26 protein-coding genes are annotated in these 26,601 nt (G+C 45.3%); 12 read left to right on the top strand and 14 right to left on the bottom strand.

Annotated features, from left to right (window positions below; all coding sequences use genetic code 11):
- Window positions 1-27: 27 nt before the first annotated feature.
- A complete protein-coding gene (bioD, locus tag DWY79_RS03315; protein ID WP_005864849.1) occupies window positions 28-708 on the top strand; it encodes a dethiobiotin synthase in 681 nt (226 codons plus the stop codon).
- A gap of 7 nt (window positions 709-715) precedes the next feature.
- Here the strand turns inward: bioD and DWY79_RS03310 are convergent, their stop codons facing one another.
- Complete coding sequence (locus DWY79_RS03310) at window positions 716-1,108, bottom strand: YkvA family protein (RefSeq protein WP_005854762.1); 393 nt, start codon at window positions 1,106-1,108, stop codon at window positions 716-718.
- Window positions 1,109-1,345: 237 nt separating this feature from the next.
- Here DWY79_RS03310 and DWY79_RS03305 point away from each other — a divergent pair, with 237 nt between their 5' ends.
- Window positions 1,346-4,432, top strand: coding sequence for a TonB-dependent receptor (locus DWY79_RS03305; protein ID WP_122368847.1), 3,087 nt, complete (start codon window positions 1,346-1,348; stop codon window positions 4,430-4,432).
- A 33-nt stretch (window positions 4,433-4,465) separates the two neighbouring features.
- Entirely contained in the window at window positions 4,466-5,953 is a 1,488-nt protein-coding gene (locus tag DWY79_RS03300; protein WP_122368846.1) for a RagB/SusD family nutrient uptake outer membrane protein, read from the top strand.
- A 54-nt stretch (window positions 5,954-6,007) separates the two neighbouring features.
- On the opposite strand, the gene DWY79_RS03295 is transcribed toward DWY79_RS03300, so the two are convergent.
- The 3 genes from DWY79_RS03295 to trxA form a co-directional block, all read right to left on the bottom strand.
- Window positions 6,008-6,589: a DUF417 family protein gene (locus DWY79_RS03295; RefSeq protein WP_005864846.1), complete on the bottom strand. Its 582-nt coding sequence runs from the start codon at window positions 6,587-6,589 to the stop codon at window positions 6,008-6,010.
- 93 nt (window positions 6,590-6,682) lie between these two features.
- Window positions 6,683-7,519 carry a helix-turn-helix domain-containing protein gene (locus DWY79_RS03290; RefSeq protein ID WP_122368845.1) on the bottom strand — a complete coding sequence of 279 codons (837 nt, stop codon included), beginning with the start codon at window positions 7,517-7,519 and terminating at the stop codon, window positions 6,683-6,685.
- Between the two features lie 119 nt (window positions 7,520-7,638).
- Window positions 7,639-8,109 (bottom strand): thioredoxin, encoded by a 471-nt coding sequence (trxA, locus tag DWY79_RS03285; RefSeq protein ID WP_005854752.1) that lies wholly within the window; start codon window positions 8,107-8,109, stop codon window positions 7,639-7,641.
- Between the two features lie 191 nt (window positions 8,110-8,300).
- Here trxA and DWY79_RS03280 point away from each other — a divergent pair, with 191 nt between their 5' ends.
- A complete protein-coding gene (locus DWY79_RS03280) occupies window positions 8,301-8,633 on the top strand; it encodes a hypothetical protein (RefSeq protein ID WP_233563937.1) in 333 nt (110 codons plus the stop codon).
- Window positions 8,634-8,680: 47 nt separating this feature from the next.
- On the opposite strand, the gene DWY79_RS03275 is transcribed toward DWY79_RS03280, so the two are convergent.
- The 4 genes from DWY79_RS03275 to DWY79_RS03260 are packed head-to-tail and all read right to left on the bottom strand — an operon-like array spanning window position 8,681 to window position 11,173.
- Window positions 8,681-9,586, bottom strand: coding sequence for an outer membrane beta-barrel protein (locus DWY79_RS03275; protein WP_008773404.1), 906 nt, complete (start codon window positions 9,584-9,586; stop codon window positions 8,681-8,683).
- A gap of 21 nt (window positions 9,587-9,607) precedes the next feature.
- Window positions 9,608-10,072, bottom strand: a complete 465-nt coding sequence (locus tag DWY79_RS03270; protein ID WP_122368844.1) for a hypothetical protein — start codon at window positions 10,070-10,072, stop codon at window positions 9,608-9,610.
- Window positions 10,073-10,085: 13 nt separating this feature from the next.
- Complete coding sequence (locus DWY79_RS03265; RefSeq protein ID WP_122368843.1) at window positions 10,086-10,631, bottom strand: hypothetical protein; 546 nt, start codon at window positions 10,629-10,631, stop codon at window positions 10,086-10,088.
- A complete protein-coding gene (locus DWY79_RS03260; protein ID WP_081024228.1) occupies window positions 10,622-11,173 on the bottom strand; it encodes an RNA polymerase sigma factor in 552 nt (183 codons plus the stop codon). The genes DWY79_RS03265 and DWY79_RS03260 overlap by 10 nt, the downstream gene beginning before the upstream one ends.
- A gap of 69 nt (window positions 11,174-11,242) precedes the next feature.
- On the opposite strand from DWY79_RS03260, the gene DWY79_RS03255 reads away from it, so the two are divergent.
- From DWY79_RS03255 to DWY79_RS03235, 5 genes are all read left to right on the top strand, one after another.
- A complete protein-coding gene (locus DWY79_RS03255; RefSeq protein WP_057326680.1) occupies window positions 11,243-11,695 on the top strand; it encodes a PepSY-like domain-containing protein in 453 nt (150 codons plus the stop codon).
- 77 nt (window positions 11,696-11,772) lie between these two features.
- On the top strand, window positions 11,773-12,453 hold the full coding sequence (locus tag DWY79_RS03250; protein ID WP_121961818.1) for a response regulator transcription factor: 681 nt from the start codon (window positions 11,773-11,775) through the stop codon (window positions 12,451-12,453).
- Between the two features lie 2 nt (window positions 12,454-12,455).
- Window positions 12,456-13,727: a HAMP domain-containing sensor histidine kinase gene (locus DWY79_RS03245; protein WP_008780170.1), complete on the top strand. Its 1,272-nt coding sequence runs from the start codon at window positions 12,456-12,458 to the stop codon at window positions 13,725-13,727.
- 67 nt (window positions 13,728-13,794) lie between these two features.
- The gene (locus DWY79_RS03240; protein ID WP_005864826.1) at window positions 13,795-14,238 is read left to right on the top strand and encodes a PepSY-like domain-containing protein; all 444 of its coding nucleotides are present in this window, start codon (window positions 13,795-13,797) and stop codon (window positions 14,236-14,238) included.
- Between the two features lie 49 nt (window positions 14,239-14,287).
- Entirely contained in the window at window positions 14,288-15,130 is an 843-nt protein-coding gene (locus DWY79_RS03235) for a PepSY-like domain-containing protein (protein WP_005864824.1), read from the top strand.
- A 109-nt stretch (window positions 15,131-15,239) separates the two neighbouring features.
- Here DWY79_RS03235 and DWY79_RS03230 read toward each other — a convergent pair whose 3' ends face one another.
- From DWY79_RS03230 to truA, 3 genes are read right to left on the bottom strand one after another with little or no spacing between them, the layout of a single operon-like run.
- Window positions 15,240-15,869: a DUF3256 family protein gene (locus tag DWY79_RS03230; protein WP_005864822.1), complete on the bottom strand. Its 630-nt coding sequence runs from the start codon at window positions 15,867-15,869 to the stop codon at window positions 15,240-15,242.
- Window positions 15,870-15,880: 11 nt separating this feature from the next.
- Complete coding sequence (locus DWY79_RS03225; protein ID WP_005854727.1) at window positions 15,881-16,777, bottom strand: DMT family transporter; 897 nt, start codon at window positions 16,775-16,777, stop codon at window positions 15,881-15,883.
- 3 nt (window positions 16,778-16,780) lie between these two features.
- The gene (truA, locus tag DWY79_RS03220; protein WP_005854725.1) at window positions 16,781-17,539 is read right to left on the bottom strand and encodes a tRNA pseudouridine(38-40) synthase TruA; all 759 of its coding nucleotides are present in this window, start codon (window positions 17,537-17,539) and stop codon (window positions 16,781-16,783) included.
- Window positions 17,540-17,669: 130 nt separating this feature from the next.
- Between truA and DWY79_RS03215 the strand changes: the two genes are divergently transcribed.
- Together DWY79_RS03215 and DWY79_RS03210 are read left to right on the top strand one after the other, a co-directional pair.
- On the top strand, window positions 17,670-19,268 hold the full coding sequence (locus DWY79_RS03215) for an aspartate:alanine exchanger family transporter (protein WP_057326677.1): 1,599 nt from the start codon (window positions 17,670-17,672) through the stop codon (window positions 19,266-19,268).
- Between the two features lie 43 nt (window positions 19,269-19,311).
- A complete protein-coding gene (locus DWY79_RS03210; protein WP_122368842.1) occupies window positions 19,312-21,456 on the top strand; it encodes an HRDC domain-containing protein in 2,145 nt (714 codons plus the stop codon).
- Here the strand turns inward: DWY79_RS03210 and DWY79_RS03205 are convergent.
- Together DWY79_RS03205 and DWY79_RS03200 are read right to left on the bottom strand one after the other, a co-directional pair.
- Window positions 21,427-22,794, bottom strand: coding sequence for an MFS transporter (locus DWY79_RS03205; protein WP_122368841.1), 1,368 nt, complete (start codon window positions 22,792-22,794; stop codon window positions 21,427-21,429). The genes DWY79_RS03210 and DWY79_RS03205 overlap by 30 nt on opposite strands.
- Before the next feature lie 6 nt (window positions 22,795-22,800).
- Window positions 22,801-23,424, bottom strand: coding sequence for a DUF4923 family protein (locus DWY79_RS03200; RefSeq protein ID WP_122368840.1), 624 nt, complete (start codon window positions 23,422-23,424; stop codon window positions 22,801-22,803).
- Between the two features lie 89 nt (window positions 23,425-23,513).
- Here DWY79_RS03200 and DWY79_RS03195 point away from each other — a divergent pair, with 89 nt between their 5' ends.
- On the top strand, window positions 23,514-25,520 hold the full coding sequence (locus DWY79_RS03195) for a hypothetical protein (RefSeq protein ID WP_122368839.1): 2,007 nt from the start codon (window positions 23,514-23,516) through the stop codon (window positions 25,518-25,520).
- A 70-nt stretch (window positions 25,521-25,590) separates the two neighbouring features.
- Here the strand turns inward: DWY79_RS03195 and DWY79_RS03190 are convergent, their stop codons facing one another.
- On the bottom strand, window positions 25,591-26,589 hold the full coding sequence (locus DWY79_RS03190; protein WP_005854709.1) for a class II fructose-bisphosphate aldolase: 999 nt from the start codon (window positions 26,587-26,589) through the stop codon (window positions 25,591-25,593).
- Window positions 26,590-26,601: the final 12 nt, after the last annotated feature.

Raw genomic sequence — 26,601 nt, 5'->3', positions numbered from 1 at the left:
TCAAGCAACTATTTAAACAACAGAACAATGAGCCATCAAACGAAAGAAAATGTATTATTTATCTCCGGCATAGACACGAACGTCGGAAAGACCGTAGCCACCGGAATGATCGCCAAGGCATTGGCGAAAGCCGGAAAGAAAGTGATCACCCAAAAGATGATACAGACCGGATGCGAGCACGTATCAGAGGATATAGAGGCACACCGCCAAATCCAAGGGATACCCTTTACCGACGAGGACACGCGAGGGTTGACTTGTCCTTATATCTTCACCTATCCTTGCTCTCCCCATATGGCGGCGGCGAAAGATGGAAGACGTATCGATTTAGACACGATCACCCAATCCACCCGGCGATTGCGAGAGACCTACGAGTATGTATTACTGGAAGGAGCCGGAGGACTGATGGTGCCGAACGACATGGAATCCCTTACGATCGATTATGTAAAGGAACAGGCGTATCCCTTGATACTAGTCACGTCCGGTAAGCTGGGAAGTATCAATCATACTTTGCTCAGCCTGTACGCCTGCGAACGATACGGCATCGAGGTAAAAGCCATCGTCTATAACCAATATCCAAGCATCGACCCGCTGATCGAGGCGAATACCTTGGAGTATCTAAAGGCCAAATTCCCGGAAATCCCCTTAATCCTCCTTCCGGAAATGAAAAAGGGAAGCGAGGAGCTTCCCGATATTCGCCCGTTGCTATAACGCCCTATCAAGCAGGATCAGGAAATAGATCCAGTATTTTCTGATCCGCTTTTCTCCGGATCTCCGGTGTAATGCTATCCTTCACCATTTTCAATACGAAAGTCATCACCGCTACATCGTCCGTGAAGCCGATAATGGGGAGCACGCTCTCCGGGATCAAGTCGAAAGGCAGTATAAAGTACCCTAAAGCCCCGATTATATAAGCCTTATGTTGAAGAGGCACCTTTTCATCCTGCAACATATAATACAGCGTGAAGACAGGACGCAATACCGTAGCCCCCACTTTCTTCGCTACCCGCTCTATCTTCTTCCAGAAACTCTTCTCCGAGAAATAAGTCCCATATCTTTGTATCTCATGTACTTCCTCGAAAGGAACATCCTCAATCTTTCTTGTGTCCATAAACGAATCCTATTAAATCATCTTTCACAAAGATAACAAGTAGTGTAGAAAAATTGCACATCAAATGAGGAAATATTACACAATGCCACCTCCACACCCGTATTCAAAGCTTTTCGTAATAATCTCATAAGAAAACAATTATAAAGAAACCTACAGGATTTATCACATCTGGCACGCCTTTTTCAGATAATCCTTTAGTTAGTATAGGTATTAATAAGACGTTTTAAACAAAAAGAGATGAGAAATGTAAAAACATGGGGCATACTATTCCTATGTCTACTTCTATTGCCCGGGGTAGCGTATGCCCAAAAAAGACAGATCGAAGGAACGGTGATTTCCCAAGAGGACAAGGAGCCTCTGATCGGAGCGACCGTTATCGTAAAAGGGAGCCTGTCGGGAGCGGAGACCGATCTCGACGGGCATTTCACGCTGGAAGTTGATCCTGACGCCAAATTCATTATTGTCGATTACATCGGCATGAAGCAGACCCAAGTACCTATCCCGAAAAACGGTATCTTAAACGTGGCTTTACAACCGGAGGCGATGAACCTCGATGAGGTCGTGGTAACCGGTTACGGTAACTTCTCACGTTCTTCCTTTACCGGTTCCGCCAACACTTTACGGGCTGACCTGCTGAAAGAGATGCCGGTGGTTTCCATAGAACAGAAACTACAAGGCATGACCTCCGGTGTCAATATCACGGGAAGCTCCGGGCAACCGGGAGCGAACGCATCCATCCGCATCCGTGGTATGGGCTCGTTCAACGCATCGAACGAACCTTTGTTTGTGATAGACGGAGTTCCCGTCACCTCGGGAAACCTAAGTACCGGAAGCGGTTCGGAGGCCTCCTACATGAACAATGCCAAGACCAACATCATGAGTACGATCAATCCTTCCGATATCGAGAATATCACGGTTATAAAGGATGCCGCCGCCGCCTCCCTTTACGGTTCCCGTGCGGCCAACGGTGTTATCTTGATCACGACCAAACAAGGATCGAAAGGACGTACCCGGGTCACGTTGAACGCTAGCGCCGGATTCTCGGACGCAGCGGTAGACTTCCGCCCGACCCTCAACGGAGAGCAACGCCGGGAACTACTTTATGAAGGCTTGGTTAATTACGCACAAGACCAGATCGCCAAAGATCCCGCATCTTTCACCCAGACTCCGGAAGAGTACGCCAACGCCAATATCGGGGCATACACCTCTGTTCCTGCTTTAGGCTATACCGATTGGAAAGACGTGTTGATGAGACGGGCCGTACATCAAAATTATGAGGCTTCCATTTCCGGCGGTTCCGAGAACACGACGGTCTACAGCTCCTTGGGTTATCAAAAACAAGAGGGTCTGGTGGAGAACTCATCGATGGAACGGTACTCCGGACGCTTTAACGTGCAACAAAAGATCGGCAAACGAGGCGAGGCCGGAGCGAACCTCATGTTCTCGCAAGTGAATCAAGAGATGAACGAGGAACGTACATCCAGTATCAATCCTTTCTATTGCATGGCGGTAGCCACTCCTCCCTCCTACCCGGTATTTAACGAGGATGGTTCCTACGCCAATACCTATCCCGGAACGAACGTAAATCCTTTGCGGGATATGCGTACCGACTATAACCGGGTTCGTATGACCCGTATCTTCGGTACGGCGCACGGTGCGGTAGAGATTATCAAAGGACTTAAATTAAAGGAAGTACTCAGCTATGATTATAGCATCCAAAAGGATGCCCGCTATTTCAACGCATTAAGCGGGGCGGGTCCCAAGAGCGGTAGCGATGCCCAATCGTCCAAAGGTTTTATCGAATACGGGAAATTGATCTCTTCTACCTCGTTGAACTACGTGAAGACATTCGCCAACAAACATCATCTGGATGTACTAGCCGCTTATGAGGCGGAAAGTTTCCAGACGGATAAAGCCGCCGGTGAGAAAAGCAAGATGCCGTCCGACCAATTATTCGAGCCGGACAATGCCGCCGTTATAAACAGTTTCGTATCCTCTACACAGGATTATCGGTTGCTTTCTTATCTAACCCGCTTGAATTACGATTACGACAACCGGTATTATATCGCCGGAAGTTTCCGCCGGGATGGTAGTTCCCGATTGGCGCCGGAACATCGCTGGGGTAATTTCTGGTCGGTCTCAGGCATGTGGCATCTGGGAGCCGAGGATTTCATGAAAGCCGTAAAGCCGGTGTTGAGCGATGTCAAGATCCGTGCCTCTTATGGCGTGAACGGTAATCAGCCGGGATCTTATTACGGTTATATGGGCTTATATAGTTACGGAAAGAACTATATGGATAACCCCGGTTCGTATGAAAGCACACAAGCCAATCCCAATCTAAAATGGGAGAAGAACTATAATATGAACCTCGGACTAGACCTCGCGTTTATCGATCGCATCTTCGTAACGCTCGAGTATTACAATCGTGACACCAAGGATTTGCTTTACAACCGTCCGATCAGCGCCACGACCGGATTCCTGAACTATCTGGGTAATCTGGGGCAGTTAAACAATAAAGGTGTCGAGCTGGAGGTTCGTTCCTTGAATATCTCGAACGCAGATTTTAATTGGACTACGGTATTGAACTTGACACATAACAAGAATAAGATCGTGGCCCTTGATGGTAATCTCGATCAAGTGGTGGAAAGTAGTTGGTTTATCCGGAAAATAGGATTGCCATTCAATACATTCTATGTAAAGGAATTCGCCGGGGTAGATCCCTCGAGCGGAAATGCGCTGTATTATAAAAATACGGAAGACGAGAATGGCAATCTAGACCGCACCTTGACCCAAGATGTCAATGAGGCGCAAGCGGTTCCTTATAAACAAGTAGATCCGAAGATATCCGGAGGCCTTACCAATATCCTTTCTTATAAATGGTTCGACTTGGCCTTTACGCTCTCTTATTCATTGGGCGGCTATTCTTTCGACAAGACCGGTACGTATATCGAGACAGACGGAGCCAGCGAAGGAAACCGCAACCTGCCCATCTATGAGTTAGACCGTTGGCAAAAGCCCGGTGATATCACCGACATTCCCCGTTTCGTATTGGGACGCTCCGACAAAGTGAGCGGTGGTTCTTCTCGCTTCGTACATAGTACGGATCACTTGCGGTTAAAGAACCTGACGTTCGGGTTTACCCTGCCTCATAACTGGACCGATAAAGTCTTGCTGGATAAAGTCCGTGTCTATTTCTCCGGCAGCAACTTGCTGACTTGGGCGAAATGGAAGCAATATGATCCGGAAGTGCCCGTATCCGGCGAGGTATTCTGTGAGACACCGCCCATGCGAACCTTTAGCTTCGGCGTGGAAGTTAATTTCTAAACACAACAATTCATTCGATAAAAAAGAAATACAATGAAATGGTCAATTAAATATATCGTAAGCGCTCTTCCTTTCTTATTCACGGCTTGCTCCGGAGATTGGCTGGATCTGGATCCCTCCACTTCCGTGACCAGCGATAACGCTATTCAGTCACTGGAAGACGCTAAAACCGCATTAAATGGAATCTATCGCATAGCATCCGAGCATAGTTATTATGGAGACAACTACCTCTATTATGCCGACTGCCGTGGCGAAGACGTACAAGCTCGTATTGACAAAGGTCCCGGCAGACGTGTATCTCCGTACTATCTGTTCAACGTAGCCGCCGACGACGCTTTTAATATCACGAGAGTATGGAACCAACCCTATATCGTGATTCATCAAGCGAACAGCTTAATCGAGAAAATAGACAACGGTAACGTCCAAACCTCCGACACGCAAGAAATCGCCCGTATAAAAGCAGAGGCGTTGGCTATGCGTGGCTTAGCCTTATTCGATTTAACCCGCCTCTTTGGCATGCCTTATACACTGGATAATGGGGCGTCCTTGGGTGTGCCCATCGAGATCAAGACGGAGTTGCCGACTCACCAACCGTCTCGCAACACGGTAGCCGAATGCTACAACCAAGTGATCAAAGACCTGACCGAAGCCTTACCCAACCTTGTTACAACCAAATCCGACGGTCACCAAAATGTATGGAGCGTGAAAGCACTTCTATCTCGTATCTATTTATATATGAACGACAACGAGAACGCCCTTAAATACGCTCAAGAAGTAATCAATAACGGAGGTCTTTATACCTTGTTCACGCACGATGAGTATACCTCCGTATGGGGAAAAGACTTCAATTCCGAATCCCTGTTCGAGTTCTACTTTACGCTTACCGAGCCTTCCGGCGGTAGTGGCGGAGAAGGCGCTCCCATGGTATATGCCGATAACGTGAAAGATTGGAACAATTTGGTCTTGACGAAAGATTTCTTGGATTTACTGGGTGAAGACCCGGATGATGTTCGCCATGCCTTATGCCGCTTACCTCAAAAACCGGACGAGGATATCCTTCCAACCGGTTCGACCGGACATCCTAAATATCTGGCGAAGTATCCCGGAAAAACAGGAGATGTATTGACCGGCAATCCGCAAGACAATGACCTATGCATCATCCGTCTGTCCGAGATATACTTAAATGCGGCCGAGGCGGCTTTCAAGCTAGGAAAACGTAGCGAGGCGTTAGGCTACCTGAATCAAATCGTAAGCCGAGCCAACCCCAATAAATCCGTTAGCGACTCCGAGCTTTCTCTAGAGAGAATCCTTAAAGAACGCCGCAAAGAATTGGTTGGCGAAGGACATGCGTTCTTTGATTACATGCGTAACAATATTCCGGTAATCCGCAAGGGCGGTTGGCATTTGCCGCAATTACCTACCGACGCACAGGTGATCAACGCTTCCGATCCCCGGGTAGCACTCCCGATTCCGCAAAGCGAGATCGATGCAAACCCGAATATCGTACAGAATAAACGGTAACCAACAAGAAAAAGGGGAATGGCATTAAAACCATTCCCCTTTTTCTTGTTTCGCTTATTTCTTTTTCAAGATCCGTTGCGCCGAATCCGACAGCACCACGATCGCACCGGCCAGTATCGCCGTATCTTTTATCACCAATCGCCCGGCCCCCGATAATAACGGGAAACCAAATTCCCCGCTGCCAAGATTAGGTACCCAGACCTCCGGAGTCGTGACCAAGAAGGACAACGTCCCGAACGTCATGATTATAGCCAACCCCGCTCCTACCAAACCGATCTTCGGCGAGAAAATGCCGAGGAAAGTCAAGATACCAATCGCCATGATCAAGATTCCCAAGCCACGAGAGAAGCCATACGTGTTATTCTCTTGATGCCACTCATGCTTCGCTTGATCGAACTCACCCTCTTTTAATTTATACGTCTTATATTCGGGAGCGCTTTTCGTATAGAAGAAACTCATGAAAGGGCTGTTCGCCACAAACGGAACGATGCCTTCCGCTTCATAATTCCAGAACTTCAAACCGCCGATCCACACAAATATGATCAAGATCGATATACGGATCAAATGAATACCTAGCTTCTGAGTAGAGGCCGCCACTTGCAAAAACGAGTAAAACAGGTCATTCAACTTTTTCATCTTATTATTTGTTTTATAGTATTGAACTTATACCGCAAAGATCGGTAGAAACACCTATCCCGTAAATGGCGATTTTACCGGATGAGTTAGCAATTATTCCCGTTTCTCTCTTTTCCGGTACTCAGAGACGCTTTCTCCCGTCATTTTCTTGAAAAAACGGCTGAATGTGGCTTGATCCTCGAAGCCCAAGATCTCCGTGATTTCCTTCGCGCTCTTCTGGCTATATAATAGCAATCGTTTGGCCTCAGCCTCAATTCGTTCGTGAATGATCCGTAACGGAGAAGGTAATCCGCAAGTCGTAAAAAGGTTGGATAGGTTTTTTGGGGAGCGATGCAGCATATCCGCATAATCTTGGACCATCTTCTTTTCCTTAAAATGGTTATCTACCAATACATAGAACTGGCGAACCATATCGAACGCCTTTTCCCGTTCCGGGCTTACCGAAAACTTCTCACGTGCGATCCGGGTGCACAAAATAATGAAACGTTTCAGTAAGATACGCAGCATCTCCTCTTGCAAATTATCCTTTATGGCGTACTCACTCGTTAGGCTGTCTGTGATATCGCGCAAAGAGGCAACTTGGGATTCGCTCAATTTCAATTGCATCACATTGGAAGTCCCGTTAAAAAGAAAACCATTACACGACACCTCATTGTCATGTCCGAAAATACAATAGAAATTACTGTTAAACAGAAGGGTCAAGTACTCGCCATTGATCGCCTTGAACTCGATATGGTGCAAAGGAGTCAAGGGAATAATCTCACCTTTCACTAAGGTAGTCGGTACGTGATCGATCTCCAGTTGCAACGAACCGCTTTGTACCCAAATAAACTTGTAAAGCGTATTATCTTTCTGCAAAGCAAGGTTCGTGTGATACGAATCGGTCAACGCTATATTACCTCTTAAGCGAGTATTAAAAATATATTCCATAGATTTCTTCCGGATTTTAAGACGGATAAAGATAACAATATTATATAAACAAAAAGCGGAAGTTCACTTTATTCCCAGCAAACTTCCGCGTCACTAATCCCCAAAATACACTATACGAGTTATTTCGACTCTAATAAAATATCATCTACCAATTTCTTCAACTCATTCTTCGGCATAGCCCCTTGAACCATACTCGGTTCTTTCTTCATCGGTACAAACAATAAAGAAGGAATACTACGGATACCGAAAACACTCGCTAAATCCGCCTCTTTATCGACATTCACCTTATATACGTTGATTTTACCCTCGTACTCTTTGCTGATCTCATCCAAGATAGGAGACATCATCTTACAAGGGCCACACCAAGTGGCATAGAAATCGATAACCGCAGGTTTATCACCCTCGAACTTCCATGCGTTCGGGTTTGTCTCAAAGTCATACACTTTCTTTACGAAATCTTCTTGTGTTAATTCTGTTACTGTCATTTTATTTTCTGTTTTATTGTTATTATTCTTATTTCCATTACTAGCGTTCGCCATTCCTACCAAAAGACTTGCGAACAATACGGCACCGACCTTAATAAAACCCATCTTGAACCTCCTTTTTATTTATTACTTTGTCTTCTATTTATATTGCAAAGTTCATCTTATTTCCACGATTAAGAAATGGCCATATCGCCGGATAAGTTTGCAATACTTCCCGATCCCCATCAAAAAAGTATAAAATAAGTTTTTTCAAGATAAATGCCGTACCTTTGCGACGTTTTCCCAAAGAACACATTATGAGCAATAAACAATTATTCAACGACCCTGTTCAACGTAAACGATATATTTGCGCTTTATTAATGATCTTATTAATGGTGGGTGTCTCTGAGCTTATGGGAGAGAAAGAGATTATCTTCCCGGAGATGGCGGCGCTCACGATCGGAATGTGGATCGTAGATAAAAAAGTATGGACCGTAAGTCGTCTTAAATTAGTTCTGTTAATGTCGATCGGGGCCATCGTCGGTGTCTGTATCGTACGCTATTCTCCTTTTCCCTTGATCGTAACGTACGTAGGATACCGATCCTATTTACGCCAACAAGAAAGAAAAACGATGCCGAACCTTGGTTAACAAGATCCGGCATATCGTACGTTCTTTTTCCGTAAAACCTCAACGATCTACAAATGCAACTGCAAGCCGATAGAAACCGGATGCACCTTCGGACCTTTCCCATTTTCAAAGAGGTCGATCGGTGAGTACTTGGCGTAAAGACCGATCCAATCCCAACCGGCTTGAAATAAGAAATCCATAGTTACCGGACGGATATTCATACCGGAATCCATTTTCTCTTTGTGCTTTTTACCGGAAGCGTCATTATATACGATCTTCGAGGAAGAACAAGTCTTGATCACACCGACTACACCCGCAGACAAGAAGAATTCACTCGAACGCTTTTTAGGTTGCCATTCCAATAACAACGGAATGGTCAGACTCGTGATATTCAACTTACTCGCTTTCAACGTAACACCCTCAGGAGCCGGACGCAAAGCCGTAACACCGTCTATCTCCTTGAAATACTCATTCGAATCTATACGGTAACGGCTCCAACGCATACCGGCACCGATCACCACTGCCCAACGATACCGAGAGAACGGGAACGCTTTTTCCAATACATTCAAATTATATTCCAATGAGTTTCCACTACGAAGGGAGACTCCGTCTACATCATTTACATGTAAACTCCCATCCGCAAAGTTCGCGAAGCCCATTCCAAAACCGGCCCAATGCGGATTGAAGTCCTTATCCCAAGTAGGCACAGGGATATTGATAGACTTCACGTGTTTACGGCGTTCATAGCTTTGTCCATCCCGGTAATGCCCTTCGAAGATCAACTCGTCATCCACGGAATCACCATCCTCGTCTACCTCATACACCCTGACTTTCATGCGATCGCCATTATCTTTCACCTCGATACGTTTTCTCTCAAGGGTGATAATCGTATCCCCAGCCAAAGGCTCAACCTCAGCAGCCATCAACCCGATTACCGGGAAGCAAGCCATTAAGACTAAAAGTATTCTTTTCATCTTCCTATCTGTTTTGTTTGTTTATAAATCTTTCTTCGTAAATAATAGCGTGATTAAATCATCACTATCCAAATCTCCCTCGATGTACACCAAGGTTATTACCCCTTTCTTGCTGACCTTAAAAAGGACAAAACGGTTGATATCTGCTTCTACGCCCTTCAACTGGTAATAAGCGGAGACTATCCCTCCATCGTCCGTCACCTCTTTGATCTTCCGGGCCCCTTTCTGGTCCGCTTCCAGACATTGGCGGGTAAACCGCAGGGCTTCCGGATCATCTTTGATCGTAATACTCTTATAACGAGTCATGCCATACGTTTCCAACATCTCGTTAGACAACTCCACCATCGTGACATTACGTTTTTTGCCATATCGTTGAAAAACTTCCTGAATCTTCAAGTCTTTCTGTGTCTCGGCAGCCGAGACACCACAAGGCATTAAGCAAAATACCGCCACCAGCAACCATAACATGTATTCGAACCGTCTCATATTTACAGTATTTTTATTCATTATCATCAAATAAAGAACGAAGCTCGTCCAATTGGTTATCTATAATCATACGGTCGGCCTCATCACGATCCGCTTCCGGAAAGTACTCATCCGCAGGTGTGGCCACCTCCTGCAAAGCTTCCAGCGCCATGGAGCGAACTTTATGAATATCCGTATAACAACGACCGTTTATAACGACATAATTATCCGAGCAGAAGCAAGGATCTACCGGATTCAACAGATGGTTAAGCCCCAAAAGCAGCAAGAAACTGGCGGCGATACCGGATACCAAATACAACACGGATCGTAAAGTAAACGTCTTCTTTTCCTCCACCTTTTCCGCATCCAGCATAAAAAGGATATCCTCATCAATCGGAATCAATGCCTCATCCGGCTGTCGCTCCTTCCGGCTCTCTTCCTCCAAATAGGTAAACATAGGCGTATAGACCGCCAACCTGTCCGGAACATTCCCGGAAGTAAAGAAGGCTCGAAGTTCCCGCTCTTCTTCCGAAGAGGTTTCTCCTTCAAAATATCGGTTTAATAACTCGTCTATGTCCATTTCTCTTGTTTATTTAATTGTAAAAACTGTTCCCGTATCTTTTTCCGAGCCCTTGAGAGATTCACCCGGACATTCTCGACCGGTGTAGCCGTGATCTCCGCAATCTCGGCTAACTCATAGCCCTCTACATCCTTCATCCGGATAATGGTTTGCTGCAAAGCGGGCAACTGGGCGATCAAGTGCCGTATGCATTCGGCGGCATCCCTTTGCTCCAGTTGTTCGTCGGGGCTTACCGCATCCGATACCAACGTAACGCTCTCCAACTCCGATCCCTGCGGCTTTCGCAACTTTATCTTATCCAATGAGAGATTTTTCGTAACCTGCATAGCCAGCGCCTCCACGCTATGGTAGGCATCCAGTTTTTCCCGGATATACCAAAGCTTTATGAATGCCTCTTGCACCACATCCTCAGCATCGGCTGTGTCCTCAACCAGTCTCTGGGAGAAATTCAACATCTTCTGCCGGAGAGGTAGTACGGTTATTTTAAACGTCTCAAGTTCCATTTCTATAATCAAGACGACAAAGGAAGAAAAACATATCATGGAAAATTAACTTATTTGGAAAAAACTTTGCCTGTCACCCGCTTGTTTGTAATAGAAAACTTAAACGTTATGAAACTAAAAGTATCATTTACAGCCATTTTATTCATGAGCTACTGCTTATTCCTCACCGTAGGTTGCCAACAAAAGAAACAAGGTTCCGATGACAAATCGGTCCCTCAAGCGATTCAAAAGGTGATCCAGATAAAATATCCGGGGGCGACCATTACCGATTACGATAAAGATGCCGCAGGTGTAGAAGTCGACATCAAGGATAAAGGCGTTAAGAAAGAGGTTCTGCTCGGCAAAAATAACGAGTGGCTAAGCACGAAATTCGATATCCATGCCGAAGATGTTCCCGTAGACATCATGGACAACCTAACAAATTCGGCTTATCATGAATATAAGATAGATGAGGTGACACAAATAGACAAGCCTTCGGGAACATTTTACGTATTCAAACTAGAGCATGAGAACAATGAGGTTCGCCTCACGTTTAACTCAGAGGCCCAATTATTGAAGTAGAACGGTACTGAATCTTTTCTTATTCCAGATTTTTACCAGAATATTTCAGTAGCTTTGTATGATTAACAAGCTAGCCTATGAAAATTCTGGTAGTCGAAGATGAAAACGCATTGAGAGAAGTTATCGTTCGTTCTCTTGAGAAAGAACGATATGTGATAGAGAGCGCTTCCTCTTTCCGGGAAGCTTCTCTTAAAATAAATGATTATGATTACGATTGTATCGTATTAGACATCATGCTTCCGGGAGGTAGCGGCCTTACCCTTTTGAAGGAATTAAAGGCCTTACGCAAGAAAGACAGCATCATCATTATCTCCGCAAAAGACTCTATCGAGGATAAAGTTACAGGATTAGATCTTGGGGCCGATGATTATCTGACCAAGCCTTTCCATCTGGCGGAATTGAACGCCCGCATCAAGAGCGTTATCCGCCGCAAGCAACAAGATGGGGAATTGCAACTGTCTTTAGCGAACCTAACGATATATCCCGATAAACATTCCGTCTATATAAACGGGAAAGAGATCGTATTGAACCGTAAGGAGTTCGATCTGCTCTACTATTTCATATCCAACCCCAACCGTTTGATCAGCAAAGCTACTTTAGCCGAGTCCGTCTGGGGAGATTATATAGACCAAGCCGATAATTTCGACTTCATCTATAGCCAAGTAAAAAACTTGCGAAAGAAATTAAAAGCCGCCGGAGCCATCCCCGAAATAAAGGCGGTCTATGGCTTCGGTTACAAAATGACCGACGAGGAATAAATATGAAGCTAATCCATTACACCCTCCGCAATTTATTTGTCCCCATATTGGTCATTTTCGCCGCTTGGGGATGTGTTTTCTGCCTTATGATTCTACATGAGGTAGAAGACGAGACGAATGACAGCCTTGAGAACTACAAAGAGATTATCATCCGCTCCGCCTTAGCGGACAGCACATTGCTGAAAGATCATGTGGATATCATGACCCGGTACTACATTCGTGAGGTTCCGGAAAGCGAAGCGAAACTAGATAAGGACGAGTTCTACGATACTACGGTATACATAGAGATAGAGCAAGAATACGAACCGGTTCGTGCCTTACGCACTTATTTCATGACAAAAGATCGTAAATTCTACGAACTGACGCTGGAGTTATCCACCTTAGAACAAGAAGATATGATCGAGACGATTATCTGGAGCATGGCCGTCTTATATATCGCATTGATAAGTTGCATCTTATTCGTGATCCATCGAGGATTCAAAAGAAGCTTTAAGCCTTTATATAAGCTATTAAGCTGGCTGAAAAGTTTTCAAGTAGGCAAATATAATCCTCCATTAAACAACCCTACACCCATCGAGGAATTTAAGATATTAAACGAGACCGTTCAAGAAAGCGTCAACCAGAGTGACAAGCTATACAACAAACAAAGACATTTCGTAGAGAATGCCGCCCACGAGTTACAAACTCCATTGGCCGTATGCATGAACAAATTAGAATTATTAAGCGAACATCCAGATTGCACGGAAGATCAACTGAAAGAGATCGCTGGCTTGCATCAAGCGTTGAACGGCATCATCCGGTTGAATAAATCCCTCCTATTACTTTCTCGGATAGATAACAAACAATTCCCCGAGACCCGGGATATTTGCCTAAATCATCTTATCCATAAGATATTAGAAGGAATTAATGACATATACGAAAGAAAAGCTCTCCACTTACGAGTTTCAGAAAAAGAGAGTTTGGTATGCACCATGAATGAATCGCTGGCCACTACGTTAATCACCAATCTCATTAAAAACGCCTATGTCCATAATTACGAGAAAGGGGATATAGGAATCACGATCTCTCGCCGTATGCTTACGATCGCAAATACGGGAATCGACAAAACCCTTGATAAGGAATTATTATTTGCCCGTTTTGCCAGCCAAAGCAAACAACAAGAATCGACGGGCCTTGGGTTGGCCATTGTCAAATCAATAGTCGATCTATATTCGATCCGGATAGATTACCAATACGCAAATGGTATGCATACATTCACATTATTATTCTATTAACGGCCGAAATTCCCAATTTTTTCCAAAATGCATCCTTTTCTTTGCGGTATAATAAAAAACAAGGCATATGAAAAGGATCAATTATTTACTGATAGTCTTATCATTATTATCTGTCATGGCTTGTGCCGGCAACGATAAGATCACGAGTGACACCAACGTATTGCCGGTTTCCAGCCGCCAATTCATATCGGATCATTTTAAGGACATCCCGGTATCGCATATCCAAATAGAGAAAAATCTGATCCGGATTAGCAGTTACGACGTGATCCTCACGGACGGGACCAATGTTGAGTTTAACCATAAAGGAGAATGGAAAGAGATTAAACGGCATGGGCTCCCTATCCCGCAAGCGATCATTCCGGAGGTAATACAAGACCTTATCAAGAAAAACTATTCATCGAATAAGGTTGTTAAAATAGAAAAAGAGATACGGGATTATGAGATAAAGCTAGATAACGGTCTTGAGATGACATTCGACTTAAAAGGGAACTTGATTGATATCGATGACTAATAGACACTCTAAGATAAGTATTAATATATTTTTAATTAAAATCAATCGTATGAAAACAAAAGCATTCATAATGGCAACTTTGGTTTGCAGCTCATTCGTATTCATGTCATGTGATGACGATGATGACAAATTCACACCTGAGAGTATTGTAACAAAAGCCTTTGACACAAAATATCCGGATGCGCAACGTGTCAGTTGGGAGAACGAGGCAGGCTATGTCAAAGCAGAATTTTACACCGGTTCATATGAGGCTGAAGCGTGGTTTGATCCGCAAGGCAACTGGATGCTGACAGAGACCGATCTTCCTTACAAGGCTTTGCCCCAAACCGTAAAAAACAGTTTCGAGGCAAGCCTATACGCTAAATGGAAGATAGACGATGTAGATATGCTAGAACGTCCGGACGCTGGTACCATTTACGTTCTCGACGTTGAAAATGGCGAGCAAGATGCAGACCTACATTATACGGAAGGCGGTATTCTCATCAAGGAAGTAACCGATGGTAACGGCGACAACGAGCATCGTCCCTCCGTTACCCCCAGCGCTATTAAGGAACTCATTTCAGAGATGTATCCGGGAGCGACAATCCTTGAGATAGATACGGAGGCAAAAGGTACCGAGGTGGATATCCTTCATGAGAATATCCATAAGGAAGTTTGGCTGGATACCCAGAACAAATGGTTATATACAGAGTGGGAAATACGCTCTTCCCAAGTACCCGATATCGTGATGACCGCATTCAAGGCCTCCGCATATGCCTCTTATCGAATCGATGATATCCATGTCATTCAAAAAGCGGAAGGACTCTCTTATGAGTTCGAGCTGGAGCAAGGAGACCGAGATATAACGATTCTTTTTAATGAAGAAGGGATCTTAGTCTCTCCTACCCATTAAAAAAAGACTCTTTATCGCAGTACTACTGCAACCCACGTGCAGTAGTACTGCAAAGCGGGTTGCAGTAAAACCTCATGAACTATATCGGAGTGGATGGATAAGGAAAGAATTACTGAAAATGATATTTCTGCCACGTATAGACTTTCGGTTCACTGAGATACGGCTCTATTTTCTCACGAGCCTCTTGGCTCAGATACTGAGGAGTCGTATAAATGGCGGTCAAAGTCTGATCATCCGGACTCAATCGATATTGAATTAAATCCATATCCAAATGTGAGGCGGCCTCTTGATAGGCTTCGTCTTTCTTATCCATTCCCTGCTTGATATACCAATCGGAAGTTGGCTGCGTGAATAAATCGGATGTTGCCAAAGGCTCCCAATTGGTCGTGAAAAACTCGATACGGCTATCCGGAACCGGGCCGTTTACCGTAGAGATCATACAAACCACGTAGGTATTGTTTACCAAGGGAAGTAATTTCATCTCTACCGTGCTACGCTCCGTAGTCTGTAGCAAAAGGTAATCGTTCGTTAGCTTTTGCAAGGTAGAAAAGCCATTCATCGTATTTTTCAGCCGGGATTCTTTTCCTGAAGTATAAAGATCCACCAAATCCTTTCGCCAAGCGTGCTCCAATTGAGGAATGTATTGGTCTGGCATCGCCGTGAACACACTTGTCATATCTTGTGCGTTCATTCCCAACGCAAAGACACAGATCAACAACGTAACTATAACTCGTCTCATTATCTAATTTTCTATTTTGTCCCCAAATATAGGAATATCATTCCTAACAACACAAGGAATAAGTCGATCGCCTTGTTCTTTAAGTTTTTTTCATGGAAGAAGATGGCTCCCGCCAAGAATGTCACCAATACGTTACTCCGACGTACCATCGATACGATCGAGATCATGGAATCCGGGAATGTCAAAGCATAAAAGTATACCCAATCCGCCACGCATAAGAATACGGAGATAAAGATGATATTCCATCGCCATTGGAAAGGCGTGCTCTTTTTCCGGTTCGGATACCATAGAAACAACAGGATAAATGACATGATAACACATTGATAGACATTAAACCAGACTTGTACCGTCATTACATCCATACTACGCATCAAATGCTTATCATACAATCCGCTCATCGCCCCGGTCAAGATAGACAGGACCGTGAAGAAGATCCATTTATTATGGGCAAAATGAATCCCCTCTTTCTTCCCCGATGAGGAAAGGAGATAAAAGGAAGCGATAGAAAGCAAGACTCCGACCCATTGAAATAGATTCAGCCGTTCCCCGAACAGAAGCATCGCACCCAGTAATGTAAGCACGGGCTGGCTGGCCTTGATCGGCCCGGTTATCGTCAGCGGCAAATGTTTCAAGGCAAAATACCCCGATATCCAAGAGGATAAGACGATCACCGCCTTTATCAATACCTTCAGATGGTCCTCCAAAGAGGCACGGGGTACATACACCATCGTCCCGTCCAAGCAATCCGTATAAAAAGAGAGCAAGATGAACGGGACGAAAATCAAACTGCTTATGAGCGTATTGAAGAATAAAACGGGAATAACGGCATTCCCATTTAACGACATTTTCTTATTGACCTCGTAACAACCTAACAAAAAGGCAGAGAGGAAGGCTAGAGCTAACCACATGGTTTAACCCTCCACTGGAAAGAGTTCTTCCGGGTACGTGACGTCTACCAAGAACAGGGCATGTCCCGGCACGGAGGTTCCGGCCTTGCAACGATCCTTTGCCTCAATCACGTTTCGGAAGCCGTCTATCGTTAAACGTCCTCTTCCGACTTCCAATAAAGTACCAACGATCGCACGCACCATATTACGAAGGAAACGGTCTGCACGGATCGTAAACACCCAAATATCCCCTTCTTGCGTCCAACCCGCATGTTGGATATGGCAATTATTCGTCTTTACATCCGTATGCAACTTACTGAAACTCGTAAAATCGATATAATCGAATAAGACCTTACACGCCTCGTTCATCGCCTCGAAATCCAAACGACCGGGAAGCTTATAAACCAGCTCATAATTAAACGGATCTTTCCTGGTCGTAATATAATATTTATAGGTTCGTGAAGTGGCGTCGAAGCGGGCATGCGCTTCCGGTACGACAGGCACGATCTTATAAACGGCGATATCTTTAGGCAGCAGCCTATTTAATTTTTCCGCAAGGAAAGCCAAATCCTCGATCGGTCCTTCCCAATCAAAATGGGCGATCATTAAGCGGGCATGTACACCGGCATCGGTACGGCCGGCCCCCACAATAGGCACGGGCTTACGCATCAAGATGGCCAAGGCCTCCTCTATAGATTGCTGCACCGTCATACCATTCGGCTGGATCTGCCAACCCCGAAAATTCTTTCCGTTATACCCCAGATATATAAAATATCGTCTCACGCTTATACTCTTTACTTTATCTTTTCTAAAATATGGCACAAAGGTACAGAAATCCAGCCAAGCCGTTGCCTGAATGGACTAAAAAGTTTAATTTTGCATCTTTAACAGCTTCACTTCAAAACTATCTGACATGTTTGAAACATTACTTCAGTCTTCTTATTTTGCTCTGTTTCTGATCATAGCGCTTGGATTCATGCTAGGCCGGATACAGATCAAAGGTCTTTCGCTAGATGTATCGGCAGTTATTTTCATCGCCCTGTTATTCGGTCATTTTGGGGTTATCATACCCAAGGAATTAGGGAATATGGGGCTGGTATTATTTATCTTTACCATTGGTATCCAAGCGGGCCCCGGATTTTTCGACTCCTTCCGCTCCAAAGGCAAGACGCTCATTATCCTAACGTTATTAATTGTCGGTTCGGCATGCTTGACAGGAATCTTATTCAAGTATATCTTGGATATCGATACCCCGAGTATCGTCGGTCTGATCGCCGGGGCATTGACGAGTACGCCCGGTTTGGCGGTAGCGATCGACTCCACGCAATCATCCGCAGCATCCATCGCCTATGGTATCGCTTATCCGTTCGGCGTAATCGGCGTGATCCTTTTCGTGAAGCTATTGCCAAAAATGCTTCGCAAGGATTTGATAGCTGAGGCTAAAGCGCTGGAAACCCAACGAAAAAGCCAATATCCTACATTACATACCGCCGCATTTAAAGTCACGAATAAAAACATCTGCGGAAAGAGTTTGGCACAATTGCAGGTACGGGCCATGACCGGAGCGGTAGTCTCCCGTATAAAACACGACAATGTCATATCTATGCCAACTCCCCATACCACGCTTAACGAGGGAGATTTACTGAAGGCCGTAGGTAACGACAAAGCCTTGGAGCAACTGACATTATTGTTGGGAGAACGTATCGAGGGAGATCTGCCGTTAAGTGGCGGACAGACCTTGCAATCCCTGTTACTGACCAATAAGAGCATTATCAATAAATCGCTAGGCCATTTAAATTTACAAGGTACTTTCGGCTGTACGGTAACCCGTGTACGTCGAAGCGGAATCGACCTTTCCCCGGAACCTAATTTGGTGTTGAAGTTTGGAGATAAGTTGATGGTCGCCGGCGAGAAAGAAAGCGTAAATGAACTCGCCCAATTCATTGGCAATGATGAGAAACGTCTTTCGGATACAGACTTTTTCCCGATCGCTATGGGTATCGTATTAGGCGTATTGTTTGGAAAATTAAATATATCCTTCTCGGATTCCTTCTCATTCTCTCCGGGACTAACCGGCGGTATCCTTATGGTTGCCTTGGTATTAAGCGCCATCGGAAAAACAGGTCCGATCATCTGGTCAATGTCCGGTTCCGCTAATAACCTGCTTCGCCAATTGGGATTATTGCTATTCCTCTCCGAGGTCGGGACATCCGCCGGTGTAAATCTGGTTTCCACTTTCCAATCAAGCGGTTTAACTTTATTCGGAGTCGGTATCGCTATAACAATGATCCCTATGATTATAGCCGTATTAGCTGGATATTATTTCTTTAAGATCAACATTCTCGATTTAGTCGGAACAATCGCCGGCGGTATGACCAGTACCCCGGGACTTGCCGCCGCAGATTCTATGACAGACAGCCCAGCCCCAAGCGTAGCTTACGCAACGGTTTATCCGATAGCGATGGTATTCTTGATCTTGTTTATACAGATGATAGCGAATTTGATCGTCTAAATATTATACGTACATTTGTGAACACACCTAAAAGAACTTAAATATGATGCAAACAAATTTACAATTGGACCTTGCCTTCAACTATCTGGAAAATACCGGAACCAACATCTTCCTTACCGGAAAAGCGGGAACAGGAAAGACCACATTCTTGAAAAAACTTAAAGAGACTTCCCCAAAACGGATGATTGTGGTAGCACCTACCGGAGTGGCGGCGATTAATGCGGGAGGGGTAACCATTCACTCCTTCTTTCAGCTACCTTTCGGACCGTATATACCGGGTAGCGAAATGGCCTCCGGGCAAAATAAATCCTATTCTCATAAATTCAGCCGGGATAAGATCAATATCATCCGTAGTATGGACCTGCTCGTTATTGATGAGGTCAGTATGGTACGTGCCGATTTGCTGGACGCTATCAGTGATATGCTACGTCGTTACCGGGATAGGAATAAACCCTTTGGGGGCGTTCAATTATTATTGATCGGAGATTTACAACAATTAGCCCCCGTAGCGAAGGAGGACGAATGGAATTTGTTGAGAGAACATTACGCCTCTCCCTTCTTTTTTGACAGTAAGGCTCTTTCCGAAAGTGATTATCTTTGCATCGAATTAACTCAAGTATATCGCCAAGCGGACGATACGTTCGTACGCTTATTGAACAATATCCGGGAAAACCGCTTCGACGAGAATACGCTACACACCTTAAACCAACGTTATATCCCCAATTTTAAACCAAATGACAAAGCGGGTTATATCACGCTGACAACCCATAATTATCAAGCCCAGCAAATCAATAACCGGAAATTGCAAGAATTACCCGGCCCGGCTTATACGTATAAGGCGGAGATCAAGGATGACTTTCCGGCTTACTCCTACCCGACCGACGAGGTATTGGAGCTAAAGCAAGACGCTCAAGTCATGTTCGTAAAAAACGACTCTTCCGGCGAAAGGCGATATTATAACGGAAAGATCGGCCGAATTGTCTTCATCAGCCCGAGCAAGATTATCGTATCCGACGAATTAGGAAACGATATCACCGTAGACCGGGAGACATGGACAAACGTGAAATATACGATCGACGAGAACACGAAGGATATCACGGAAACAATCGCCGGCTCTTTCAGCCAATACCCACTGAAAACCGCTTGGGCGATCACGATCCATAAAAGCCAAGGCTTGACTTTCGAGCATGCCATCATCGACGCATCCGCCGCCTTCTCACACGGACAAGTCTACGTTGCCTTGAGCCGTTGCAAGACATTGGAAGGAATGGTATTGAGTAGCCCGATCACTCGAAACGCCATGATTAGCGATGAGAAGATATTAAGTTATACCTCTTCCCTCTCGAAGCGTCAACCGTGTGAAGACCAACTGCGTCAAGCCCAACAACAGTATTATTTGAGATTGGCAACCGAGCTATTCGACTTCAATCCCGTACAACAAAAGTTGCAATATACATCTTACGCGGCATACACCCATCTGCAAAAACTATACCCGGAATTAAGCAACCAATATCCCCGGGTACGGGATTATTTCCGTTCGGATATAGTAGAAGTAGGCGAACGTTTCTGCCAGCAACTCACCCGTATGATCTCCAGCACGAATCTCTATGATACGGACGAGCATATACAAGACCGCATCCGAAAAGGTTGCGCTTACTTTCTGGAAAAGATCGAGACCTATTGCCAACCCTTGATAGAGGCTTCCGACGTGGAGATCGACAATAAAGAGGCCCGTAAGGCATTTACATCCGCATTAAAAGCTTTCAGCGATGAGCTTACGATCAAGGTCGCTACATTAAAAGCCTGCCAAGATGGTTTTCGTCTCATCGACTATCTATCCGCCAAGGCTAAAGCGAACATTGAGGAGTCGGCTGTTGCCAGCAAGCGGAAATCGACACGGAAATCGACGGAAGCGGAAAAGATCCCCGTCTCCACGGATGTCTTACATCCTGAGCTATATGCCCGTTTGAAACAATGGAGATACGAGCTTGCCGTAGAAAAGGAGTTGCCTCCTTACACGATCTTGCAACAGAAAGCCTTAATTGGCGTTTGCAACACTTTGCCCACGAACTCGAAAGAACTGTTGAAGATACCCGGAATCGGCAAAAAGATCATAGAGAACTACGGTGAGACCCTATTAGAAATCGTATCTTCCTACTCACCTTCCACGCATGGGAACGGGCTGTGAGATACGGAGACAACTCACGATAGCGGCGACTAAAGCGAAACCGACCGCTACATACATACAAACCGGCATACTATCGGTCGCAGAGGTAACACTAAAGATCAAAGCGACAAATGTCGTCCCCAGCGTTTGCCCCAGCAGTCGTGCCGTACCTTGCATACCGTTCGCCCCACCACTCCGGGAACGAGGGGCGGCCGATATCATCGTGCTATTATTCGGGGTCTGGAACAGGCCGAAGCCCATACCGCAAAGCATCAATCGCCAAGCGATGTCCATATCGGTGGGTTGCCCCGGCAATAAAGCCAATAGAAGAAGTCCGGTCGCATACACCACCATTCCGATACCGCCTAACAATCCGGGATGATATTTCTCGATCAGCCTCCCGGCTACCGGAGCGGTCAAGATCGTCGCTACCGGCCAAGGAGTCAACAGCAGCCCCGTCTCCACCTCATTTCTTCCGGCTACATTTTGCAAATAAAAGGGTAATGATACCATCGCCAACAACTGTGCCGTAAATGAAGTAATCGAGGATAATACGGACAAAGCGAATATCGGAATCCGCATCAAGTCCAATGGCAATATCGGAACCTCCTGCCGTAGTTGCCTGCGGATAAAAAATGTTCCGATCACCAATAGAAGAAGAACCTGTAAAGCGATCATTCTCCAGTTCTCATGATAGGCGATGCCTTCCAACGAATAAATCAGCAATCCGAAAGTCAAGGCATTCGAGATTCCACCGATCTTATCAAATTTTCGTTTCGGCCCATCCTTGCAAGGATTTTGAGGCAAAAGAAAATAACCCGTTATAATCGCGCAAATCCCTAAAGGTACGTTGATAGCGAACAACCAATTCCAAGAAGCGACTGATAAGATAGCGCCCGCCAACGACGGCCCGGCAGCAATCGATACCGCCACGACCATGGCATTGATACTCATTCCCCGCCCTATATATTGAGGAGGATAAATAATACGAAGTAAAGCGGTCGTCACGCTCATGATAGCCGAGGCTCCGATCCCTTGCAATATTCTCGCGACCGTCAACATGGCGAAAGACGAGGATAAGGCACAGAATAATGACGTTGAGCAGAATATTGTCGTCCCGATCAAGAAAATCCGCTTATATCCATAAATATCTCCCAAAGCGGAGAACGATAAAAGAGACATCGTAATCGTCAGCTGATAAGCGTTGACAATCCAGATCGTGGAGGAAGGGGATGTCCCGAATTCACGGGACAAGGTAGGAAGCGCCACGTTGACAATCGTGCCGTCCAACACGGACATGATTAATGCCAACGCAACCGCTATTACTGCCCAATAGCGCCTCGGTATAAATCGTATCATATTACATTATTTCTTCAAATCGAAACCCAGCATCATGCCATCGTACTCACTCGCCAACTTATTGATGGCTTTCAAGGTCGTATTGCAGGATATAGAAGAAACCGTGCTCAAGAACTTCAGTAATTTATCCGCGTTAAAAAGCAATGTCAACTCATTACCAGAAAGGATGACATGGGCGGTAAGCGTAGAAACGGTCAGCTTCTTATTACCCACCGTATACCGTAACGTCACCGTTTTATCTTCCGGACTCACCGAGTAAGTACCTTTCAGGCTTCCCCTTTTCAATGCGCTCGTAAACGTACTATCCGAATTAAAGACATAATTAAATACACCTTCCACGATACCTACTTTCGCGCAATATTCCTTCATTTTCTTCTCTGCCTCGGTAGCCGCCAAGCTTCCCGCTACATTCTTCAAGGCATTATCACCTTCCAGTTGCAGGGCAGGGTTCACATACATCCAAGTTCCCTGTAAATTCTCGAAAGTCACGGCTTTCCCTCCGGTGACAGAAGTCACGGCGTTCTTTACGGCAGATGAATTTAAGATATCTTTCAAGGACTGTCCCTTCATGTTTCCGGGAATCAACAAAAGGCCGCATACGGCCAGCCACATACATAGTAACTTTTTCATCTCTTTGTTTTTTACTCAATTAGAAAAATCGGCCAAAGATACGAATATTATTCATACATTTGTTTTAAATAACTTTATACAAACATACCATGAGAAAGCAAGTCGTACGTATTTGTATGTTACTGGCCTGTGCCTTTGGCTTTATGCAAGGGCAAGCCAGCATCCAGCCTTCTATCGTAAAAGCTACGATAGACGAGCTAATAGCCAAGGACGCTAAGAATCAAGCAGGAATCACGAAGGGTGTCGAGCAAGTAGCCCGCCTCTGGCAAACCTCCGATGGGGATGAGCAAGCGTTTCAAACCTTCTGCCGGGAGAATTATCTATCCGATCCCGCCGAAAAAGACCAAGTTTTCCTCAAGATCAGCGAGTATCTTGAAGGTATCAATGGCAATTTCAACGAGATGGTACTCTGTCTGCAACGCAATTTGAACCTAGATACCGGACCTCTACACGCCATCGACGAGAAATTCGGGTCCTACAGCCCCAGTTCCCACCTAATGGACGATCTATACGCCAACAAGATCGGCTTCATCATCGCCCTCAACTTTCCCCAACTTACTCTCAAGGAGAAAGAGGCGTTAGGTGATGACCGTAAAGCATGGGCCTACGCCCGTCTGGGCGATATGTTTACGGAACGGATACCGGCGGAAGTAAAGCAAGCCGCCGCAGATACGGAAAGTGACGCAGATATTTACATCGCAGATTATAATATCTATATGGGGCATTTACTAACTCCTAAAGGAAAAACCATTTTCCCCTCCGACATGCGCTTACTTTGCCATTGGAACCTTCGCGACGAGATCAAGGCCAATTATAACAAAGGAAAAGAGGGATTGGAAAAACAACGGATGGTATATGAGGTCATGAAGCGAATCATCTCGCAAGAAATCCCGAAAGAGGTGATCAACTCGGATCGTTACGAATGGAACCCGTACGCCAATACGTTATCCCAAGCTGGAAATGAACTAGAAGGTACCCCTGAAAGCCCGGCCCGCTATCAGAAAATGTTGAATAATTTCAACGCCATGCAGCGTATAGACAAATATACGGGAAACACTTATATAGACCGTAAGTTCACGGAAGATATGGAAATAGATGTCAACGATGTAGAAGCCCTGTTCGATCAGTTCCTTTCCGCCCCCGAACTAAAGGAAGTGGGGAAAATCATCTCCAAACGCCTCGGACGCAAACTGGAAGCCTACGATATATGGTACGATGGCTTCAAGGCCCGTAGCAATCTGGACGAGAACAAGCTAAACGAGCAAACCCGTACCCTGTATCCCGATGCGGTAACGATGGAAAAGAAGCTACCGGAAATCTTACAGAAACTAGGATTCAGCCCCGATCGTGCCCAATATCTGGCGGATAAGATCGCAGTCGATCCCGCCCGTGGTTCCGGTCATGCGTGGGGAGCCTCCATGAAAGGCCAGCGTTCCCGTTTACGTACCCGTATTCCTTCACAAGGGATGGATTACAAAGGATATAATATCGCCATCCATGAGTTTGGGCACAACGTAGAGCAAACGATCTCATTATATGATGTCGATTATTATATGCTCAACGGAGTTCCCAATACGGCTTTCACCGAAGCGCTGGCCTTTGTCTCCCAGAAAAGAGACCTTGAGTTACTGGGCATAAAAGACGAGAATCCGGAAAAAGAAAAGATGGATATCTTGGATAAGATATGGAGCATGTATGAGATTTGCGGTGTTTCCATGCTGGATATCTCCGTATGGAAATGGATGTACGCACATCCTAACGCTACCGCCGGGGAATTGCAGGAGGCCGTGATCCGTCTTTCCAAGGAAATCTGGAATAAGTATTACGCTCCGGTATTCGGTGTGAAAGACGAGACCGTCCTAGCGATTTACTCCCATATGATCGGTTATCCGCTCTACCTTTCCGCCTACGCTTTCGGACAGATTATCGAGTTCCAACTTGAGAACTACCTCAACGGCAAGGATTTCGCAAATGAGGTTAGCCGTATCTTCAAGCAAGGCCGCCTCACCCCGAATGTGTGGATCAAGCAAGCTACCGGCAACGATCTTACCGTAGATCCGATGTTGGAAGCACTCCGTAAGGTATTAAAAGACTAAACTACAGACCAAAAGAAAAGCCATCCCGATACCGAGATGGCTTTCTTTATTTATATCAAGAAACTTCCGATTATAACTTGTCGTTAGAACCAAGAACGTTGATAATCTTGTGTTTGTAAAGTTTCTCCATGTTATCACGAGCCGGGCCCAGATATTTACGAGGATCGAATTCAGCCGGTTTCTCAGCGAAAGTCTTGCGGATAGCGGCAGTCATCGCCAAACGAGAGTCTGAGTCGATATTGATCTTACATACAGAAGATTTAGCAGCCTTACGCAACCACTCTTCAGGAATACCGATAGCAGCCTTCAAAGCGCCACCGAATTTGTTGATAGTCTCAACCTCTTCCTGAGGAACAGAAGAAGAACCGTGAAGAACGATAGGGAATCCCGGAAGTTTCTCCATAACAGCGTCCAAAACATCGAATGCCAATGGAGGAGGAACCATCTTACCTGTAACAGGGTCGATCGTACATTGCTCCGGAGTGAACTTATAAGCACCGTGAGAAGTACCGATTGAGATAGCCAAAGAATCGCAGCCCGTACGAGTAGCGAAGTCGATAACTTCCTCAGGATTGGTATAAGTGTGGTGGTCTGAAGAAACCTCATCCTCAACACCTGCCAATACACCAAGCTCGCCTTCTACAGTTACATCGAATTGATGAGCGTACTCAACAACTTTCTTAGTCAAAGCGATGTTCTCTTCATAAGGAAGGTGAGAACCGTCGATCATTACAGATGAGAAGCCAGAGTCGATACAGCTCTTGCAAGTCTCAAACGTATCACCATGGTCTAAGTGAAGAACGATCTGAGGATTCGGGCAACCTAATTCCTTAGCATATTCAACAGCACCCTGTGCCATGTAACGAAGCAAAGTAGCGTTTGCGTACTGGCGAGCGCCCTTTGAAACTTGCAAAATAACCGGAGATTTTGTCTCTACAGCAGCCTTGATGATAGCCTGCATCTGTTCCATGTTATTGAAGTTGAAAGCAGGAATAGCATATCCGCCCTTGATAGCCTTAGCGAACATTTCTTTTGTGTTCACCAAGCCCAAATCTTTGTAATTTACCATAGTTGTTATTAT

The organism is Parabacteroides sp. AF27-14, assembly GCF_003635425.1.
Lineage (GTDB): Bacteria > Bacteroidota > Bacteroidia > Bacteroidales > Tannerellaceae > Parabacteroides > Parabacteroides distasonis.
The sequence above is the reverse complement of the archived record's forward strand: the minus strand, read 5'-3'. Positions and strand labels throughout refer to the sequence as shown.